Annotated in this window: 20 protein-coding genes and 2 tRNA genes; 6 read left to right on the top strand and 16 right to left on the bottom strand. The window is 60.2% G+C overall.

What is annotated here, in order from left to right:
* Positions 1 to 30: 30 nt before the first annotated feature.
* The 10 genes from ACFC5L_RS09965 to ACFC5L_RS10010 form a co-directional block, all read right to left on the bottom strand.
* Positions 31 to 107 (bottom strand) — tRNA-Arg (locus tag ACFC5L_RS09965).
* Between the two features lie 49 nt (positions 108 to 156).
* Entirely contained in the window at positions 157 to 465 is a 309-nt protein-coding gene (locus ACFC5L_RS09970) for an ETC complex I subunit (RefSeq protein WP_375203092.1), read from the bottom strand.
* 36 nt (positions 466 to 501) lie between these two features.
* Positions 502 to 578, bottom strand: a tRNA-Pro gene (locus ACFC5L_RS09975).
* Between the two features lie 63 nt (positions 579 to 641).
* On the bottom strand, positions 642 to 959 hold the full coding sequence (locus ACFC5L_RS09980; protein WP_375203091.1) for a PEGA domain-containing protein: 318 nt from the start codon (positions 957 to 959) through the stop codon (positions 642 to 644).
* 20 nt (positions 960 to 979) lie between these two features.
* Positions 980 to 2,143, bottom strand: coding sequence for a cystathionine beta-lyase (metC, locus tag ACFC5L_RS09985; protein WP_375203090.1), 1,164 nt, complete (start codon positions 2,141 to 2,143; stop codon positions 980 to 982).
* Between the two features lie 31 nt (positions 2,144 to 2,174).
* On the bottom strand, positions 2,175 to 2,765 hold the full coding sequence (locus ACFC5L_RS09990; protein WP_375203089.1) for a GNAT family N-acetyltransferase: 591 nt from the start codon (positions 2,763 to 2,765) through the stop codon (positions 2,175 to 2,177).
* A complete protein-coding gene (sseA, locus tag ACFC5L_RS09995; protein ID WP_375203088.1) occupies positions 2,722 to 3,576 on the bottom strand; it encodes a 3-mercaptopyruvate sulfurtransferase in 855 nt (284 codons plus the stop codon). The genes ACFC5L_RS09990 and sseA overlap by 44 nt, the downstream gene beginning before the upstream one ends.
* Complete coding sequence (locus tag ACFC5L_RS10000) at positions 3,573 to 3,806, bottom strand: toxin-antitoxin system YwqK family antitoxin (RefSeq protein ID WP_375203087.1); 234 nt, start codon at positions 3,804 to 3,806, stop codon at positions 3,573 to 3,575. Before ACFC5L_RS10000 ends, sseA begins: the two co-directional genes overlap by 4 nt.
* Before the next feature lie 10 nt (positions 3,807 to 3,816).
* Entirely contained in the window at positions 3,817 to 4,830 is a 1,014-nt protein-coding gene (locus ACFC5L_RS10005; protein WP_375203086.1) for a cysteine synthase A, read from the bottom strand.
* A 230-nt stretch (positions 4,831 to 5,060) separates the two neighbouring features.
* Positions 5,061 to 5,810, bottom strand: a complete 750-nt coding sequence (locus ACFC5L_RS10010) for an SDR family NAD(P)-dependent oxidoreductase (protein WP_375203085.1) — start codon at positions 5,808 to 5,810, stop codon at positions 5,061 to 5,063.
* Between the two features lie 86 nt (positions 5,811 to 5,896).
* Between ACFC5L_RS10010 and ACFC5L_RS10015 the strand changes: the two genes are divergently transcribed.
* A complete protein-coding gene (locus tag ACFC5L_RS10015) occupies positions 5,897 to 6,265 on the top strand; it encodes a winged helix-turn-helix transcriptional regulator (protein ID WP_375203084.1) in 369 nt (122 codons plus the stop codon).
* A 9-nt stretch (positions 6,266 to 6,274) separates the two neighbouring features.
* On the opposite strand, the gene mazG is transcribed toward ACFC5L_RS10015, so the two are convergent.
* On the bottom strand, positions 6,275 to 7,102 hold the full coding sequence (mazG, locus tag ACFC5L_RS10020) for a nucleoside triphosphate pyrophosphohydrolase (protein WP_375203083.1): 828 nt from the start codon (positions 7,100 to 7,102) through the stop codon (positions 6,275 to 6,277).
* 176 nt (positions 7,103 to 7,278) lie between these two features.
* On the opposite strand from mazG, the gene ACFC5L_RS10025 reads away from it, so the two are divergent.
* A complete protein-coding gene (locus tag ACFC5L_RS10025; RefSeq protein ID WP_375203082.1) occupies positions 7,279 to 8,205 on the top strand; it encodes a branched-chain amino acid transaminase in 927 nt (308 codons plus the stop codon).
* An 83-nt stretch (positions 8,206 to 8,288) separates the two neighbouring features.
* Here the strand turns inward: ACFC5L_RS10025 and ACFC5L_RS10030 are convergent, their stop codons facing one another.
* Positions 8,289 to 9,842: an alkaline phosphatase gene (locus tag ACFC5L_RS10030; RefSeq protein ID WP_375203081.1), complete on the bottom strand. Its 1,554-nt coding sequence runs from the start codon at positions 9,840 to 9,842 to the stop codon at positions 8,289 to 8,291.
* Positions 9,843 to 9,907: 65 nt separating this feature from the next.
* Complete coding sequence (ggt, locus tag ACFC5L_RS10035) at positions 9,908 to 11,632, bottom strand: gamma-glutamyltransferase (RefSeq protein WP_375203080.1); 1,725 nt, start codon at positions 11,630 to 11,632, stop codon at positions 9,908 to 9,910.
* Positions 11,633 to 11,752: 120 nt separating this feature from the next.
* On the opposite strand from ggt, the gene ACFC5L_RS10040 reads away from it, so the two are divergent.
* Positions 11,753 to 13,897 (top strand): penicillin acylase family protein, encoded by a 2,145-nt coding sequence (locus ACFC5L_RS10040; protein ID WP_375203079.1) that lies wholly within the window; start codon positions 11,753 to 11,755, stop codon positions 13,895 to 13,897.
* Position 13,898: 1 nt separating this feature from the next.
* On the opposite strand, the gene ACFC5L_RS10045 is transcribed toward ACFC5L_RS10040, so the two are convergent.
* The gene (locus ACFC5L_RS10045; RefSeq protein WP_375203078.1) at positions 13,899 to 14,579 is read right to left on the bottom strand and encodes a hypothetical protein; all 681 of its coding nucleotides are present in this window, start codon (positions 14,577 to 14,579) and stop codon (positions 13,899 to 13,901) included.
* Between ACFC5L_RS10045 and ACFC5L_RS10050 the strand changes: the two genes are divergently transcribed.
* The 3 genes from ACFC5L_RS10050 to ACFC5L_RS10060 are packed head-to-tail and all read left to right on the top strand — an operon-like array spanning position 14,578 to position 15,792.
* Positions 14,578 to 14,739, top strand: coding sequence for a hypothetical protein (locus ACFC5L_RS10050; protein WP_375203077.1), 162 nt, complete (start codon positions 14,578 to 14,580; stop codon positions 14,737 to 14,739). The two genes, ACFC5L_RS10045 and ACFC5L_RS10050, sit on opposite strands and share 2 nt — an antisense overlap.
* An 8-nt stretch (positions 14,740 to 14,747) precedes the next feature.
* Positions 14,748 to 15,281, top strand: a complete 534-nt coding sequence (locus ACFC5L_RS10055) for a TetR/AcrR family transcriptional regulator (protein WP_375203076.1) — start codon at positions 14,748 to 14,750, stop codon at positions 15,279 to 15,281.
* Positions 15,274 to 15,792: a hypothetical protein gene (locus tag ACFC5L_RS10060; RefSeq protein ID WP_375203075.1), complete on the top strand. Its 519-nt coding sequence runs from the start codon at positions 15,274 to 15,276 to the stop codon at positions 15,790 to 15,792. Before ACFC5L_RS10055 ends, ACFC5L_RS10060 begins: the two co-directional genes overlap by 8 nt.
* 22 nt (positions 15,793 to 15,814) lie before the next feature.
* Here ACFC5L_RS10060 and ACFC5L_RS10065 read toward each other — a convergent pair whose 3' ends face one another.
* Together ACFC5L_RS10065 and ACFC5L_RS10070 are read right to left on the bottom strand one after the other, a co-directional pair.
* Positions 15,815 to 16,321: a nuclear transport factor 2 family protein gene (locus ACFC5L_RS10065; protein ID WP_375203074.1), complete on the bottom strand. Its 507-nt coding sequence runs from the start codon at positions 16,319 to 16,321 to the stop codon at positions 15,815 to 15,817.
* A 114-nt stretch (positions 16,322 to 16,435) separates the two neighbouring features.
* Positions 16,436 to 17,362, bottom strand: coding sequence for a haloalkane dehalogenase (locus ACFC5L_RS10070; RefSeq protein WP_375203073.1), 927 nt, complete (start codon positions 17,360 to 17,362; stop codon positions 16,436 to 16,438).
* Positions 17,363 to 17,368 lie beyond the last annotated feature (6 nt).

Here is a 17,368-nt window from a genome sequence, read left to right on the forward strand (position 1 = left end):
CGGTAGTCACCGTCATCGGGAGTGAACAACTGGCGACCCCGGCAGGATTCGAACCTGCGACCATCGGCTTAGAAGGCCGGTGCTCTATCCAGCTGAGCTACGGGGCCGGATGTGGGCCGTTATAGGCCGGAATCGGCGGAGGGGCCTAATGGGCCCTTAGTGAGTCCACGGCTTGCGGCGGCGGAAGGAAAAATTATCGGAATAAGCCTTGGGCTGCGCCTTTGGCTGGTGTTCGGCGTCGAGGCGGAACGGCAGGCCGTGACGCTCGGCATAGGCGACGGCTTCCGCCTGCGAGTCGAAGGAAAGACGCACCTGACCGGAGGTCATTTCATCGCCGCTGGTCCAGCCCATGAGCGGATCGACGCGTCTCGCCGTCTCGGCCTCAAACTCCAGAAGCCAGCGGCCGGTCTTGGCCTTGCCGGACTGCATGGCGGTTTTCGACGGTTTGTAGATCCGTGCAAACATGGATGTTCCCGCTTTTAGCCTCACATTCCCGCCGAATGGTCGGGGCGGCAAGATTCGAACTTGCGACCCTCTGGTCCCAAACCAGATGCGCTACCAGGCTGCGCTACGCCCCGACAAGCGGCTCGGAACGGCTCTGATCCTTCATCTCGGGCCGGATGTAAAGACCTTTGGCGGGCCTAGTCGAGATCGGGCAGGGCGGTCGTGTCCACATCGTCGCTCGCGGCGGCAAGTTCGAGGGGGATCGTCACCTCTCGCCCGCTGGGGCTGAGGACGAAGGATTTGGTGACGAAGCCGGCCTTGGCGATGCGGGCCTTTTTCGGTCCGTCGAGGCGGATGGTGCAGGGGGTCTCGCATTCGCCGACGCCGTCTATGGCCACGAGCGCGCCTTGCGGATCGGTGTTGACCAGGAGGGTTGATGTCCCGCCCGGCATCGTGAGGCAGCCCCCGAGCAACAAAAAACCCGTCGCCGCAAAACTACGCGCCAGAATACGCATGATGTGTCTCCCCAAATCCCTTACCGCTGCGCCGCCGCCAGCGCCATGAAAGCGCGTTCCAGGTCGATTTTCAAATCCTCGATGTCCTCAAGGCCGGCGTGGATCCGGATGACCGGTCCGTCCGCGCGCCATTCGGTGGCGCTGCGATAGGTTTCCGGCTTCACGTGAAGCGCGAGGCTTTCATAGCCGCCCCAGGAAAAGCCGATCCCGAACAGCTTGAAGGCGTTGAAGAAAGCCTTGAGCGCCGGCAGGGGGGCCGGTTTCAGGACGGCGCCGAACAGCCCCGACGCGCCGGTGAAGTCGCGCTTCCAGATGTTGTGGCCGGGCAAGCCTTTTTGGCCGGGGTGCAGAATGCGCTCCACCGCATCCTGTTTCTTCAGCCATTTGACGATTTCATTGGCGTTTTCCTGATGGCGCTCCAGCCGTGTCGACAAGGTGCGCATGCCGCGCAAGGCGAGATAGGCGTCGTCCGCCGAAACGTTCGAGCCGAGCTGCAACAACGCGTAATAAATTTTCTGCGCAGTTTGTTCGTCGGCGGAAGTGATGGTGCCGACAAGCGCATCGGCGTGGCCGACGAGATATTTCGTCGCCGCCTGTAGCGAGACATCGGCGCCGAGCGCGATGGGCTTTAAAAAATATCCGCCGGACCAGGTGTTGTCGACGATCAGCTTCGCCCCGCCGGCATGGGCCGCACGCGCCAGCGCCGGCAGATCCTGCACTTCGAAAGTAAGAGAGCCGGGTGATTCCGCAAAGATGACTTTGGTGTTCGGTTGCATCAGGGATGCAATTTCTTCTTCGCCGGCGACGGGATCGTAAAAGGTCGTCTCAACGCCGAAGCGCTTTAAAAACCGGTCGCAGAATTTGCGTGTCGGGTCATAGGCCGTGTCGACCATCAAAACGTGGTCGCCTGCGGCAACGAAAGCAAGGAGCGAGGCGGTGCAGGCCTGAAGGCCCGATGGCGCCAGACGCGTTTCAAAGCCGCCTTCAAGGGCGGTGACCGCCTCTTCCAGTGCGCGATGGGTGGGCGTGCCGAGCCGGCCATAGGTGATCGACTTCGCCCCTTCGAGATAATCGTCATAGGTGGGGAAGAGATAGGTGGAGGCGCGCTCCACAGGCGTATTGACGGGGTGGGCCGGGCGCTGATGCGGCCGGCCAGCGACGGTAAGCTTCGTATTGTCTTTCATGAGGTTTTTCTAACGCACATCAGGCGCTGGTTTAAGCGTCTAAAGCTCTTGGGCTGCGATTTTCCCGTTTCAGGCGTTCGACCACGCCGCTGCGCCGGTCGGTCACGGCGAATCCGAATTTCTGATAGAGCGGCAAGGCCGCCGGGTGGTCGAGCGTGCAGGTCTCAAGACGCAGTTTTTGCGGTCCGTGCGACCAGGCGAGGTCGAGAACATTGGCCAGGAAAAACCGGCCGAGACCACAGCCCACATAATCGGGCGAGAGGCCGAAAAATTTCAATTCATGGACATCGGGCTTGCGCGCATCGATCTCCGCCATGCCGCCGGGCGCGCCGTCCACATAGAGCACATAGAGATAGACATCAGGATCATGAATGAGCGCCGCCAGATCCTCATCATTCATCTTGCGCCGGCTGATCCAGTTCCAGGGCGCGCCGACGAGATCGTAGAGATAGCGATAAAAATGAATGGGCGGATTTTCGACGCGCATGAGCGCTGTCTTGCGCTTGGGCGTCGGCGGACGGGGAAGGTTGGGGCGCGACGACTGCTCCAGATAGGTGATGGTCACCTCGATCCGGTCTTCATCCGTCGGTGTCAGCGACAACGGGGAATATTGCGTCGTCATTGGTTTCCTCTCCCCATTCGCTCCAGGACCCGTCATAAAGGGCATGCGAGCGTGAGCCGGTCAACTCCAATGCGAGGGAGAGTACCGCAGCCGTCACGCCTGATCCACAGCTTGTTATCACTGGCGTTTCGGGGGTGATTCCGGCATCCGTAAAAATAGCCGAGAGGTCGGCGACGGGTTTGAGCGCATCCCCGTCGAGAAGGCTCAAAAAGGGTGTATTCCGGGCTCCCGGCATATGACCGGCGCGAACGCCCGGCCGCGGGTCCGCCGCCTTGCCGGCGAAGCGCTCGGCCGACCTTGCGTCGATGACGGTTTTTGCGCCTTTCAGGGCCTCGCGCACAGCCGCGGCGTCCGCGACCAGCGCGGGCTGTGGGCGCGGGGTGTACTTCATCTGTGTAGGGATGGTTTTTTCGGCGGTGACGGGCCGTCCTTCGGCGCGCCAGCGCGGCAGGCCGCCATCCAGAACCGCGACGGTCTCATGTCCCATGGCGCGGAAGGTCCACCAGACCCGCGCCGCGGAAAACAAGCCTTTTTCATCATAGACGACGACGCGGTCCTGATCGGAAATCCCGAGGTCTTCCATGGCTTGCGCAAATTGCGACGGCGAGGGGAGCATATGCGGCAAATGCGTTTCCTGATCGGCGATGGCGTCGATATCGAAAAATACCGCGCCGGGAATGTGCTGCGCATTATAGGTCTCAATGGCGGCGCCCTGACCCGGCATCCGCCATGAACCGTCGACGATCTTTACATCCGCATCATCAAGATGCGCCGCGAGCCATTCCGTAGAGACGAGGGGGCCAAAGGTCATTTTGGTTTCTTCGTTTTTATCCGGGTGACTTTGTAGACGTCGCCATTCTTGTCATAAGTGGTCCATTCGCCAACTTGCTCGCCATTGTCGAAGTGGCCGGAACGCATTTTGGTTCCATCTTTGCGGAACCACTCCCAGTAGCCTTCGGGACTATCGTTCACGGTCTGGCCGGTGGCCCACAGGCTGCCGTCTTTGTGAAGCTGGGTGAATTTTTTCGGTTTTGGCGCCATGCGCGGGAGCTTAGCTCAGCCAGGGCGGGGTCGGGAGACCTTTTTCCTTCAGGAAGTCCGGATTGTAGAGCTTCGACGCATAGCGGTTTCCGTAATCGCAGAGCACCGTCACGATCGTGTGGCCCGGCCCGAGCTCTTTCGCAAGCCGGATGGCGCCGAGAATGTTGATCCCCGAAGACCCGCCGAGGCAGAGCCCTTCTTCAAGGATCAGATTATAGAGGACGGGCAGCATCTCCTCATCGGCGATGCGGAAGCCGTCGTCGATCGGCGCGCCTTCGAGATTGGCGGTGATGCGGCCCTGGCCGATGCCTTCAGTGATGGAGCCGCCTTCGGTTTCGTCCTTGCCGTATTTGATGAGGGAAAGGATTTTGGAGCCGCCGGGATCGCTCACCGCGGTCTTGACGTCCTTGTTGCGCTCCTTGAGGGCTATGGCGACGCCGGCGAGCGTGCCGCCGGTGCCGACGGCGCAGATGAAGCCGTCGACCTTGCCGCCGGTCTGCTCCCAGATTTCCGGCCCCGTCGTCGCCACATGGATGTCGCGGTTCGCGACATTGTCGAACTGGTTCGCCCAGACCGCGCCGTGAGGCTCAGTCTCGGCCAGCTCCTCCGCGAGGCGGCGGGAATAGTGAACATAGTTGTTGGGATTGGCGTAGGGGACGGCGTCCACTTCGACGAGTTCGGCGCCGTAAAGCCGGATGGCGGTTTTCTTCTCGTCGCTCTGGGTGCGGGGAATGACGATCTTGGTTTTGTAGCCGAGCGCCGCGCCCACCATGGCGAGGCCAATGCCGGTATTGCCGGCGGTGCCTTCAACAATGACCCCGCCCGGCTTTAACTGCCCCCGCTTTTCCGCGTCGCGGATGATGCCGAGCGCCGCGCGATCCTTCACCGACTGGCCGGGGTTTAAAAACTCCGCCTTGCCGAGAATGTCGCAGCCCGTTTCTTCCGAGGCGCGCTTCAGTTTGATCAGCGGCGTGTTTCCGATGAGGTCGAGCATGGACGGGTAGGTGGTGTGGGAAGCAGTCATGGGGGCGGGTCAACTCCGGGCGGCGGACATTCTTCTATAGAACAGGTTCCGCGCAAATTGCCCCGTCCTCTCAAGAGTTTGAAGGCAGTATTTCTAAAGCAAGGTAGAGATATTGTGGGCTGGGGAGCGCCCCCTGTCCCGGGCCATTGTGAGCGCGGTCAAGGGACAAGGGACGCATCCGTAAGATCCGGTATTCCGGCAGGCCTCCATTGCGAGACAGCCGGAATTGGTCAGACTTGAGCATATCCGCCATCAACGAAGACTTCGCTCCCGGTCATGAAACTGCTGTCATCGGAAGCGAGAAACGCGGCGACGGCCGCCGTTTCGGAAGGATCGCCGAGCCGGCCCAGCGGCGTTTTGTCGGCAAATCCGGCGACAATTTCGTCCGCCGCGCCAGTCGTATCAAACAGCGCCGACAGGGTTTCGGTCGCGGTCGCGCCGGGAGACAGAACATTGACCCTGACGCCGGCGCCTTTGAGGTCGAGCGCCCAACTGCGCGCGAAGTTGCGGACCGCCGCTTTCGAGGCGCTGTAAACGCTCATCGCTTCCGTTCCGGTGACGCCTACGGTGGAGCCGGTCAGAATGATGGAGCCGTCCTTGTTGAAATGCGGCAGCGCTTTTTGCACTGTAAAAAGCGTGCCTTTGACATTGATGTCGAATGTCGAAGCGTAGTGTTCAGGCGTAATCATCCAGAGCGGTGCGAACTCGCCGATGCCTGCGTTCGCGAAAAGAATGTCGATGCCGCCTTTTTCCGATTTTACGGTCTCGAACAATCGGTCCAGGTCTTCCAGTTTCGTGATGTCGCCCTGAATGGCGCGCGCACTGTCGCCAAGTTCTGAAAGCGCCGCATCGAGCGCCTCCTTCCGGCGTCCGAAAATGTAAACAAAGGCTCCATCAGCGGCAAAGCGTTTGGCGGTCGCGAGACCGATCCCGCTTGCGCCGCCAGTGATGACAGCGGTTTTTCCTTCGAGTTTTCCCATCTTGCGATCTCCTTTGGTTGGGAACGACACGAAGCTAAGAGGCGGTCTCTTCTGGACAAGTATGCACCTTTTGGTAAGTAGCAAGAATGGACGAGAAATCTGGAAATTCATTTCCTTTTATTTGTGGCCTCGACGCCGCGCTTCGTGTCGTCGGCGGGAAATGGAAACCGCTGATCCTGTATTTTTTAAACCCTGAGCCGAAACGGTATGGCGAACTCAAGCGCGCCGTACGCGGGGTCAGCGACAAGGTGCTCATCCAGCAGCTCAAGGAACTCGAAGTGCATGGCATCGTGCAGCGTACGGATTACAAGGAAATTCCGCCACGCGTGGATTATTCCCTGACGCCGCGCGGCAGAAGCCTGATTGCGACCATGGCGCCATTATGCGAGTGGGGCGAAGAAAACTCGGCAATAATTGCAGAAGCTATATCAGGACGAAATGCACCGGAAAAATGAAGCCGTCTTTCAATCTTTTTTCTTATCCAACGCCTTCGCCTCGTCCCACACCGCCTCCATTTCATCGAGGCTGGCGTCGGCGAGGCTGTCGCCGCGCTCGGCGAAAGTCTTTTCAATATGTTTGAAACGCCGGGTGAATTTTTCATTGGCGCGGCGCAGTGCGCTTTCGGGATCGACATCGAGATGGCGTGAAAGATTAGCGAGCACGAACAACAGATCGCCGAACTCTTCCTCGATGTGATCTTTCTCGCCCTCATCGAGCGCTTCTTTCAACTCTTCGGTTTCTTCCGCGATCTTGTCCAGCACGGAGCGGGCGTCCGGCCAGTCGAAACCGACTCTCCCTGCGCGCTTTTGCAACTTTACCGCGCGCGTCATGCCGGGAAGTCCCGCCGGCACATCGTCAAGCAATCCGTCCTTGCCCTTGGCTTTGCGTTCTTCAGCTTTCTGGACTTCCCACGCCGCGGTCTGTTCGTCTGCGGAGCGCATATCGACGTCGCCAAAGACATGCGGGTGGCGGCGGATCATCTTGTCGGCGATCGCCTGCGCCACGTCGCCAAAGGTGAAAAGCCCTGCCTCTTTCGCCATCTGCGCGTGAAACACCGACTGGAAAAGAAGGTCGCCGAGCTCCTCCTTCAGCCCTTTCATGTCGCCGCGCTCGATGGCGTCGGCGACCTCATAGGCCTCCTCAATCGTATAGGGTGCAATGGTCTGGAAATTTTGTTCCAGATCCCATGGGCAGCCGCCCTCCGGGGATCTGAGGCGCGCCATCACCTCGATCAGGGCGTCGATCTTGCGGGCGTCGTCTGAAGGGGCGTGAGAGGATGTTGCATCAGTCATGGGCGAGACTCTTCGGTCTGACTACGGAAAAGGCGAAATCTGCTGCCGCCGCCCCGATTAGAGAACATTCCCACTAAAGGCTACCTCCAGCCAGTCCGAAAACCGGACAATACTTGCATTTAGCGCGAGGCTCGGTCATTCAGTCGAGCCTCAAAACAGCAGAAGGAATGACGTCCATGCCTATCCAGGAAGCCAAATATATCTGGCGCAACGGTAAGATGATCCCCTGGGCCGAGGCGACAACCCACGTAATGACCCACGGTCTCCACTACGGGACCTCGGTGTTCGAGGGGATGCGCGCCTATAACACAAAGCATAAGGGCGTAGTGGTATTCCGGAACCGCGAACATATTGAACGACTGTTCTTTTCCGCGCGCGTCTATCGCATCGACATCACAAAATATTCTGTCGATGAGATTATGCAGGTCTGCAAGGATGTCGTGCGCGAGAATGATCTCGACAGCGCCTATATCCGTCCTATCGCTTATCTTGGTTATGGCGAGATGGGCCCGGCCTCTTTCGATGCGCCTTCGGAGCTGGCGATTGCGGCGTTCCCCTGGGGCGCTTATCTCGGCGATGAGGGCCTTAAAAACGGTATCGACGTCGCGTTCTCCAGCTGGCGGCGCAACGCGCCCGGCACAACGCCTTCGGGCGTTAAAGCCGGCGGCAATTATCTTTCCAGCCGTCTTGTATCGCAAGAAGCAAAGCTCGCCGGCTTCGCCGAAGGTCTGGGCCTCGCCCATGACGGCACGGTGTCGGAAGGCGCGGGCGAAAATATTTTCGTGGTGCTGAACGGCAAGATCTATACGCCGACCGCGGCGTCCTCGATCCTTTCCGGCATCACGCGCGACACGGTGATGACGCTGGCGAAGAAAGCCGGTTATGAGGTCATCGAACAGTCGATCCCCCGCGAGATGCTTTATGCGGCGGATGAAGTGTTCCTGACGGGCACCGCGGCGGAGATCACGCCGGTGCGCTCCATCGACCGTCTGCCTGTAGGTAAGGGCAATCGTCCGGCTACGTCGCAAATTCAGGATATGTTCTTCGGTCTCTTCTCCGGAGAGACCAAGGACGAATGGGGCTGGCTCGATCCGGTGGCGTAAGCCCCCAGCAATCGACAAGTTAGAATTGAAAATGGCGGATGCGTTTTTCGTCTCCGCCGTTTTTCTGTCACGCCGGGAAGGCGTTACTCCGCTGCTTGCGGATTAAGCCGCAGCGCATCCATCATCACATGGAAAATGTAATTCTGTTCGACGACGCCATTGAACAGATATGCGTCCGGGCCCGAGGCGTAGATCGTCACATCCTGACCGCCATGGGTTTCCGAGCTCAAGGGCACCAGCGATTGTTGTTTGAAGTCGACGTCTTTTACCGCATCGGCGTCGAGCGCGGGACGTCCGCCTTTGGGCGCGCCGGCCTTGCCGAACACGGCGCCGGGCCCGTTGGCGTAGCCGAGGGTGGTGTAGGGTTTGTCGTCCAGCGCTGTTGAAGTGTGATCCACGTCACCGCCGCCATATCTTACGAGGCCGAGAATGTCGTTTCCTTTCGCTGGGTAGCCCGCAAAGGTCAGCGTGTGGCCGTGATCGGCGGTGACGATGATCAGCGTATTTTGCGGGCTGGTCATTTCGTAAGCGGCGGCGACGGCTTGTGAGTATTCTTGCGCATCTCTAAGCGCCCGCGCAGCGTTGCCGCCATGATGGGCGTGGTCGACGCGGCCCGCCTCAACCATCAGGACGAAGCCCTTGTCATTGCGCGACAGGACGTCAATGGCCTTGCGCGTCATCTCTTCAAGCGACGGTTCGCCGGCGGCATCCTCCGCGCGGTCGGCTTCATATTCGAGATGCGAGCCTTCAAACAGGCCGAGCACGCGCGGGTCCGTTGTTGGGTCAATCGCGTCGAACTGCGCCTTGTTCCAGACGAATTCATGCTTGTCGGATTTTGCGACCCATTCAGCGGTCAGATTGCGGCCGTCTTTACGCCAGCCGGTGCGGCCATCATCTTCCGGGTCCTGTGCGTCTTCGGGCAGGAAGTTGGCGCGTCCGCCGCCCATGGCGAAATCGACGCCGTCGCCGTAAGGGAAGTCGATCAACTGGCTGGCGATGTCGCGGCAACCCAACTCATAGGCGCCTTCAGGGAGTCTTGTGTCGCTTTCCCAGTCGCGGTCGGGCACATGGGCGTAAGTCGCCGCAGGCGTCGCATGGGTGAGGCGTGCAGTCGAAATGACGCCGCTCGACAGTCCCGCCCTTTCGGCGATCTCAACAAAGGTCGGCGCGTGGGCGGCGAGGCTCGCCGCGCAATCGCCGCGCGGCGCTTCTTTTTTTACCGAGATCAGCCCGGCGCGGGTCTTGTACCCCGTGGCCATGGCGCTCATCGTGCCGGCGCTATCCGGCACCTGCATGTCGGTGTTATAGGTCTTCGACATGGCGAGATGCGGAAAGCGTTCGAAGGAAAGAAGATTTTCCTCGCCTTCCTCGCCGCGCGATTGACCGTCATAGATGCGCGCCGCCGCGACTGTGGTCGGGTCCATGCCGTCGGCGATGAACAGGATGACATTCTTTGCTTTCGTTTTGACCGGCGTGACGCCCTTGCGCTGGGTGAGCGTCGCTTGCGCGCCGTCGAACCAGGCGTCGCCGGTTTCCGATGCGGCGGGCGCGCTTGTGTTTTCGCCGATCAACAGCGGGCCGCTCGCGCAAGCGGTCAGGCTGGCGCTGAGCAATAGAGCGGCGGTCAGTTTCGTCATGGGTCAATCCTCACATCTTTCAGTCATAGAGCTTTTGCCGCGCACTCACGACAGATTTATAACAATCAGCAACCGCCATCGGGAGAACAGGCGCCGCCGCCCGGCGTCCGGCTGTCCGTTGCGCCATAGAACCAGCCGTCTGCCGCCAACACTGTTTGCGGCGTGGCGTACCAGCCGAAAGGTTCAAGCGCGTGGCCTTTTTTCTCGAGCAGGCGGATTGTATCGGCGCTAAGGCCCGGCTCGTAGAGAATCTCGTCCGGCAGCCATTGCTGATGAATGCGCGGATGATCCGTCGCGTCAGCGATATTCATCTTTCTGTCGATGACGTTGACGACCACTTGCAAGACGGCGGTGATGATGCGCGAGCCGCCTTGCGATCCCGTCGCCATATAGGGCTCGCCATCCTTGAAAATGAGCGTGGGCGTCATGGAGGAGAGCGGGCGCTTGTTTGCTTCGATGGCGTTTTTCTCGCCGCCCACCAGCCCGTAATAATTCGGAACGCCAGGCGCCGCGGAGAAATCATCCATCTCATTGTTCATGAGAATGCCGGTTCCCGGAATGACCACGCCGGAACCGAAACTGGCGTTCAGCGTATAAGTGTTGGCGACCACATTTCCGTCTTTGTCCATGACGGAAAAATGCGTCGTATGACTGCCCTCATAAGGGTAGGGATCGCCCGCGCCGATCTCGGATGAGGCCATGGCTTTGTTCTGGTCGATCTTTTTAACGAGCGCGCGGGCGTAGTCCTTCGAGATTAGCCCGTGGGCTGGCACATCCGTAAAATCGGGATCGCCGAGATGGCTTGCCCGGTCCGCATAGGCGAGGCGCATGACTTCCGCGAGGAAGTGAAGGTCGTCGGCGTTGTCGCTCTGGCCCGGATTTGCCGCGCGCGTTTCAAGCATGTTGAGCATCTGGATGAGATGCACGCCGCCGGAACTGGGCGGCGGCATGGAAACAACGTCATAGCCGCGAAAGGTTCCTTGCACCGGTTCGCGCTCAGCAACCTTGTAATTTTCCAGATCGGCGAGGGTGATAAGCCCGCCTTTGGCCGCCATTTCCGCCGCAATCGCTTCCGCAACCGGGCCCCGGTAAAATCCGCCGGCGCCGTCTTTCGCGATTGTCTTCAGCGTCTTTGCAAGGTCTTTGCGCTTGAAGGTTTCGCCGGGGAGATAGCCGGCGCCGTCGGGCTTGAAAAACTCGGTGCGCGCCGCCTCGTTGCGGGAAAGCCGTTCCCGGTACGCCTCCACAATGGCGATATTGAAATAGGGAAGCGCATAGCCTTTTTCCGCAAGGCGGATCGCCGGCGCCATGACGTCTTTGCGCGACATGGTTCCGTATTTCTCAAGCGCATGAAGAAGCCCCGCTACGGTTCCCGGCGTGCCGGCGCCTTTCAGCGTTTTCAAGATGACGTCTGATTGCACTGCGCCATCCTCATCGAGATACATGTCCCGAAAGGCCGCCGCCGGCGCCGTTTCACGGTAGTCGATGGCGACGGTTTTGTTTTCGTCCTTGAGATAGACCAGCATGAAGCCGCCGCCGCCGATATTGCCGGCGGCCGGATAGGTGACGGCGAGGGCGAACGCCGTTGCAACGGCGGCGTCGACGGCGTTGCCGCCTCTGGCGAGAATATCCGCGCCGATTTGCGCCGCCATTTCTTCTTCGGCGGCGACCATGCCGTCCCGCCCGCCATTGGGGTGATGGACAGCGTCAGGCAAAGGCGGCGTCTGCGCAAAAGCGGACGCAACGATGAACGATAAGGCGGCGACAAGAGCGAAGAGACGATAAAGCATTGAGTTTTCCGGCGCGCGATGGGCGCTTGCGACTGCTTTATAGGCTGGTTCCCCCGTGGAAAACCATGGCAATATCGCCGCGGCGCAGGCTCATGCAAAAACTGGAGATAAACGTCCATTATGTTGAAATTTCTTCGTTTTGGCGCGCTTACCTTATTGGCGGTTCTGGCTGGCGTAGCCCTGTGGCTCAAAACGCCTGCGCCGGCGGCGTTTGATGGCGAGGCGGCGCTGGAAGCGGGGAGTGACTATGGCGCGCGCATCCTGCGCGATGCTTATGGCGTGCCGCATATTTACGGGCGCCGCGATGCGGATGTGGCCTTCGGCCTCGCTTACGCCCATGCCGAGGACGATTGGAAAACCATCGAAGAAGTCATTCTTTTTTCCCGCGGCGATCTTGCGCGCCGCAATGGCGAGTATGCGGCGGTCACTGACTATCTGATCCGCGCCATGGGATCGGCGGAAGCGATCGCGGAAAAATACGAAACCGGGTTGTCGCCGGAAACACGCGCGCTTGCGCAAGCCTATGCGGCGGGAATCAATTTCTACTGCGCGGAAAAGGCTGATCGTTGCGGGCGTGAGGCGCTGCCCGTCACTGCACAGGATGTCGTTGCCGGTTTTGCATCGCGCCAGCCGTTTTTTTACGGCCTAGACGATCAGTTGAAGGCCATCTTCGATGGTGATGTTGAAATTGAACGGCGCACAGAAACAGCGCGCGAATCCTTCCTGAAGATTCCGAAGGAATTTGAACTCGGCTCCAACGCCATGGCGGTCGCGCCGGTGCGCTCCGCCGATGGGCATACGCGCTTGATGGTGAACTCGCACCAGCCTTATACGGGTCCCGTCGCCTGGTATGAAGCGCGCGTGAAATCCGAAGAAGGCTGGGACATGATCGGCGGGATTTTCCCCGGCGCGCCCCTGGTGTTGCACGGCGCCGGGCCGGATCTCGGTTGGGCGTTCACGGTGAACAAGCCCGATCTCGTCGATGTCTACACGCTTGAGGTCGATAAGCCGAAAAAGCCTGCAAAATACCGGTTTGACGGCGGCTGGCGCGCATTTGACGTGAAAAAAATCAAATTCCGCGTGCATCTGTGGGGGCCGTTCAGCCTGCCTGTCACGCGGCGGGCGCTTTACTCCGTTCACGGACCGGTTTTCCAGACGGATGACGGTGTTTTCGCAGTCTCTTATGCGGGACAGGGCGATATTCGCGCCATTGAACAATATTATCGCATGAACAAGGCGGCGAATTACGCCGACTGGCGCGCGGCGATGGAGATGCTGGCGCTGCCGAGCCTCAACGCCGTCTATGCCGATGGCGACGGCGTCATCGCTTATTATTACAATGCGGCGATCCCAGTCCGCGCCAAAGGCCCTGACTGGTCGAAGGCGCAGAACGGCGCCGACCCGGCGCTGGTCTGGCGCGGGACGCGCACGCTCAATGACGTCCCGCAAGTGGTGATGCCGCGCTCCGGCTATGTGGTGAACGCCAACCATACCCCGTTTCAGTCATCCGGCGCGGAAGACAATCCTGATCCGGCGAATTTTCCGAGCCATTACGGCGTCGATACGCGCACGACCAATCGCGGCTTGCGCATTCAGGCGCTTTATGGCGGCGACGATTCCATTACCGGCGAGGACTTTGTCTCCTACAAGATGGATCATCTTTATGCGCAAGACTCCCGTGTCATGGAGCTTGTAAAAGAACTGGCGCAATCGGACGCCGAAGACTTGCAGGAAGAAGCCGCCACGCTCGCAGCATGGGACGGGTCAGTGACGACAGGCAACCGTTCGGCCGCGCTGGCGATCCTCACCGCGCAAAAGGCGCGCGGCTACCTCCTCAATGATGAAGGCGCTGAAACGCCGGATTATGAAGCGGCGCTGCGTGAAGTCTCGGCGGAATTGAAAACGCTGTTCGGGCGTATCGATCCGGAATGGGGCGAGGCGGTGCGGCTGAAACGAGGCGACGTTTCGTTGCCGCTTAATGGCGGGCCGGACACGCTGCGTGCGGTCTATCCTCAGGAAGACGGCGAGGGCGCGTTAAAATCCGTGGGCGGCGACACTTATATTCTCTATGCGGACTGGTCCGGCGCACGGGACGTGACGATTAAAACCATCCACCAGTTTGGCGCGGCGACGCTTGATAAAACATCGCCGCATTTCGCCGATCAGGCGCCGGTCTTCGCCGCTGAGGAATGGAAATCCCCGCCCATGGAGCTGCCATCGCTCATCGCTGAAGCGACCAGGGATTACCGCGTCGGCGGGGAATAGGTCAGTGTTGTTCCTGCGCTGACAGGGCGCCGGCGATCATGAGAAGCGCCGCCAGCACGAACCACAGCCCCATGACGCCAAGCGCCAGCGTCATGCCGGCGACATCGAGATGCAACAAGCCGGTGACAATGCCGCCGATTAACCCGGCGCCGGCGAGAAGGCCGATAGCGCCGGTCATCCGCGCAAGGCCGGTCATGCGGATAAGTCTCAGCGACCAGAAAAAGATTGCGGCGCCATAGGCGATGGTCCCCGCTTCGGCGAGCGTCTGATTAGTCGCGCCGAGCATCCGCAGCAAGGCGGGGAAGTCCGCCGCCGCGTCCCCGCGCAACAGCGAGGCCGCCGTTCCCGGAACAATGAAGCCGGAGACAAGCGCGGCGCCCGCCATCAGCGCAGACGCCGCTATGATTGACGCCTGGGCGGTCCGGACCGAGAGACGCTTGCGGCCAAGACCGTCCGACAGGGCTGTGAGCATGACATAAAATCCTATCAGGATGACGATCAGCGCGCCGTGAACGCCGCCATTGAGGCCGGCTTCGGCCGCAGCTTCCTCCGCCAGCGTGTCATAACCGGGCGCGCCGAGCGTCGGGTGATGCGCCATGAACAGCAACGACAAGCCGGTCAGGGCGATGAGGCTTATGCCGGCTGTACGCGCCGTTATTTTGTCGAGAGAGGGTCGGGTCATGTCGGTCTCCTTTTCCGGCAAGACATGGCGCGCTTTCGCCGCCCATGCGACAGACAAGGGCCGGCCCGCGTCCGTTACCGGACATTCGGGCGTCATTGTCTGGAAATTGCATTGTCCGGAAATGACAGGCCATCAGGACAAGGCGTTTGATTCTTGCTAGGCAGGGCCATGACCGTGGACGATGTTACAGACCGCCGGGTGAAGCGCACGCGCATGGCCATTTTCGAGGCGTTTCGCGAGCTCGTACTGACGCGCAAATATGACGACATCCGGCTCGCCGACATCATCGATATGTCGGGCATTGGCCGGTCGACATTTTATGAGCATTTCCGCAACAAGGACGATGTGCTGGTGACGTCCATTGAACCCTTGTTCAGTGCTCTGGCGAAAATTCCGCCAGGCGCCGCGGAACGGGAACATGTTCAATTCGTTATAGAGCATTTTTGGGAGCAACGCCGCTTCGCGCGCATCGTCTTTCGCGATGTGCTTTATGAAAAGCTATCCCGCAAGCTTGCCGACATGATCGAACTGGAGATCGCGGTCGGGGACCCTGCCGAAAAACGGTTTCAATCAGTCGCCGCCGCGTCCGCTATGCTTGGCGTCATCCGGGCCTGGCTGGCGGGCGAGTTTTCCATGACGGCGGAGGACCTTTCACGGCGGCTGATGCAGACAGCGCGTCAGGAAGTCGGCGGCGATGACTGACGCTATTGACCTGCACGCCGATTGCACGAGATGCGCCGCCTTGTGCTGTATGGCGCCGGCCTTCGACAAATCGCCTTCTTTCGGGATCGACAAGCCTGCGCAAACGCCCTGTCCGAATCTGGATGAGGCGGGCGCCTGCGTGATCCATGAAAAGCTGGCGGAGCGCGGCTTTAGCGGGTGTGTCGCTTATCAGTGTTTCGGCGCCGGACAGCGCGTGACGCAGGACATCTTTGCGGGACGCAGCTGGCTGGCCGAGCCGCAGTTAAAAGCTCCCATGACGCGCGCTTTCATGGCCTTGCGGCAAATCCACGAATTACTGGCGATGCTGGCGGAGGCCGGCAAACTGCCGCTTGATGCGGCGGAGCGGCGAACATTGACAGAGCTCGCGGGCGCGATGCAACCAGCCGGCGGCTGGAGCGAAGAAACGCTCGCGTCCGCACCATTGGAAGAGATGGCGGCGCAGACGCATCAATTTCTTCAATCGCTCAGAAGGCATGTCAGCGCCCGTTAAAAGATGGACGCCGCCATCCGCATCAGTCCGTAAAGGTTTTTACGTTCCCGGCGTAATCGTAAAGATCAAGATGCTTCACCACTTTACCGTCTTTGACGGTGACCGCCGTGACGATCGGCGCAGAGCCGGTAAAGGTCTGGTCGTCTTTCGTGACAAGATCATAGGAAAGTTGAGCCACAAATACGACAACGCCATTGCTTTCGTAGCGGCGCTCAACGTCATAAGCGACGCTGAATGATTTATATTGAGCGGCGTAGTCTCCAAGGCCTTTCAGCACGGCGTCCTTGCCTTCAAAAATAAATGACCCGCCATCGGCGTTCTCCGTGGTGGAGGTCGGGTCGTAGAAAACCATGTCATCGCTGAGGAACGGCGCCATTGTGTCGACATTGAATGTCGAATAGGCGGCGAGATAGTCCTCCGCAATGCTGACGGTCGCGTCGGACACTGCTGTCTCTTCGGCTGGCTCTGCGGCGGCGAGCGGCGTCGCGACAAGCGCCAGCGCTGCGAATGCGAATTTCAGTTTCATCATGGGTGTTGCCCTCCCTAATTGCAGCGCGCAGCAGAGCGGCGCGTTCGGGGCGGGTGCAACTCACAAAACCGTCAGGCGCGATAAGGCGTTTTCTTGGAGCGGCGAGCCGAAAGCTCAGCCGACGCCAAACTCCTTGAGCGCCGCTTTGGCGACCGGTTCGCCCCATTCCTGAACGAAGTGACCGCCATCTGCGATCTCCATGGGCTCGGGACAATTCCGGATCATCTTGCGGAGCGCTTTCATCGCCGGCGGGCCGAGCACCGGATCCTGCATGCCGACCGCCATGAAGCTCTCGCCGGTCCAGTCCTGCGACCAGAATTTGCGGGCGGCGAGCGATGTTTCGACGCCTTCGGCTGACGCGGGCGTTAAGTCCTTGCCCTGCTCCTTGAGCATGACGAGTTCAGGAAAGCGCCGCACGCCGCCCTTGTAAGAGATATCGGGATAGGGCGCCGCATAGGCGGCGGCTTCCGCATCGCTCAGCACCGGCGTCGCGCGTTTCATCAGCGCCGCCACATCGAGATCGGGCTGCGAACGGTTAAAGGCGCGCCACATGGCGAAGCCTTCCGGCGCTTCCTCGCCGCCGGGCAGGCCGGTGTTCATGACGATCAGGCGCGTATAACGCTCAGGCGCCGCCATGGGCAGCGTCAGGCCGAGAACGCCGCCCCAGTCCTGCACCACGAGACAGATGTTTTTCAGATCCAGGCGCTCGACAAAAGCGAGCAGGGCGTTGCGGTGAAAATGATAGGTGTATGTTTCATCATCGACGGGTTTGTCGGAGCGGCCGAAGCCGAACATGTCCACCGCAACCGCGCGGCCCCCGGCGCCGGTGAACACCGGAATCATCTTGCGGAAGAGATAGGCCCATGACGGCTCCCCATGGATGCAGAGGAAGGTGACCTCGGCATCCGCGGGCCCCTCATCCACATAATGCATGCGCAGGCCCTCATAGCCGGGCAGGTCGTCAATGTAATGCGGCGCGTAACGCCAGTCCGGAAGCTCCGCGAAACGCGCGTCAGGGGTGCGCAAGGCCTTGATCGCCATGAAAAT

Source organism: Hyphococcus sp., assembly GCF_041986965.1.
GTDB lineage: Bacteria > Pseudomonadota > Alphaproteobacteria > Caulobacterales > Parvularculaceae > Hyphococcus.

Excerpts from the sequence above, each read along its gene's own strand:
- ACFC5L_RS09970 (WP_375203092.1), bottom strand. The coding sequence starts at position 465 with ATGTTTGCACGGATCTACAAACCGTCGAAAACCGCCATGCAGTCCGGC.
- ACFC5L_RS09980 (WP_375203091.1), bottom strand. The coding sequence starts at position 959 with ATGCGTATTCTGGCGCGTAGTTTTGCGGCGACGGGTTTTTTGTTGCTC.
- metC (WP_375203090.1), bottom strand. The coding sequence starts at position 2,143 with ATGAAAGACAATACGAAGCTTACCGTCGCTGGCCGGCCGCATCAGCGC.
- ACFC5L_RS09990 (WP_375203089.1), bottom strand. The coding sequence starts at position 2,765 with ATGACGACGCAATATTCCCCGTTGTCGCTGACACCGACGGATGAAGAC.
- sseA (WP_375203088.1), bottom strand. The coding sequence starts at position 3,576 with ATGACCTTTGGCCCCCTCGTCTCTACGGAATGGCTCGCGGCGCATCTT.
- ACFC5L_RS10000 (WP_375203087.1), bottom strand. The coding sequence starts at position 3,806 with ATGGCGCCAAAACCGAAAAAATTCACCCAGCTTCACAAAGACGGCAGC.
- ACFC5L_RS10005 (WP_375203086.1), bottom strand. The coding sequence starts at position 4,830 with ATGACTGCTTCCCACACCACCTACCCGTCCATGCTCGACCTCATCGGA.
- ACFC5L_RS10010 (WP_375203085.1), bottom strand. The coding sequence starts at position 5,810 with ATGGGAAAACTCGAAGGAAAAACCGCTGTCATCACTGGCGGCGCAAGC.
- ACFC5L_RS10015 (WP_375203084.1), top strand. The coding sequence starts at position 5,897 with ATGGACGAGAAATCTGGAAATTCATTTCCTTTTATTTGTGGCCTCGAC.
- mazG (WP_375203083.1), bottom strand. The coding sequence starts at position 7,102 with ATGACTGATGCAACATCCTCTCACGCCCCTTCAGACGACGCCCGCAAG.
- ACFC5L_RS10025 (WP_375203082.1), top strand. The coding sequence starts at position 7,279 with ATGCCTATCCAGGAAGCCAAATATATCTGGCGCAACGGTAAGATGATC.
- ACFC5L_RS10030 (WP_375203081.1), bottom strand. The coding sequence starts at position 9,842 with ATGACGAAACTGACCGCCGCTCTATTGCTCAGCGCCAGCCTGACCGCT.
- ggt (WP_375203080.1), bottom strand. The coding sequence starts at position 11,632 with ATGCTTTATCGTCTCTTCGCTCTTGTCGCCGCCTTATCGTTCATCGTT.
- ACFC5L_RS10040 (WP_375203079.1), top strand. The coding sequence starts at position 11,753 with ATGTTGAAATTTCTTCGTTTTGGCGCGCTTACCTTATTGGCGGTTCTG.
- ACFC5L_RS10050 (WP_375203077.1), top strand. The coding sequence starts at position 14,578 with ATGTCGGTCTCCTTTTCCGGCAAGACATGGCGCGCTTTCGCCGCCCAT.
- ACFC5L_RS10045 (WP_375203078.1), bottom strand. The coding sequence starts at position 14,579 with ATGACCCGACCCTCTCTCGACAAAATAACGGCGCGTACAGCCGGCATA.
- ACFC5L_RS10055 (WP_375203076.1), top strand. The coding sequence starts at position 14,748 with ATGACCGTGGACGATGTTACAGACCGCCGGGTGAAGCGCACGCGCATG.
- ACFC5L_RS10060 (WP_375203075.1), top strand. The coding sequence starts at position 15,274 with ATGACTGACGCTATTGACCTGCACGCCGATTGCACGAGATGCGCCGCC.
- ACFC5L_RS10065 (WP_375203074.1), bottom strand. The coding sequence starts at position 16,321 with ATGATGAAACTGAAATTCGCATTCGCAGCGCTGGCGCTTGTCGCGACG.
- ACFC5L_RS10070 (WP_375203073.1), bottom strand. The coding sequence starts at position 17,362 with ATGGCGATCAAGGCCTTGCGCACCCCTGACGCGCGTTTCGCGGAGCTT.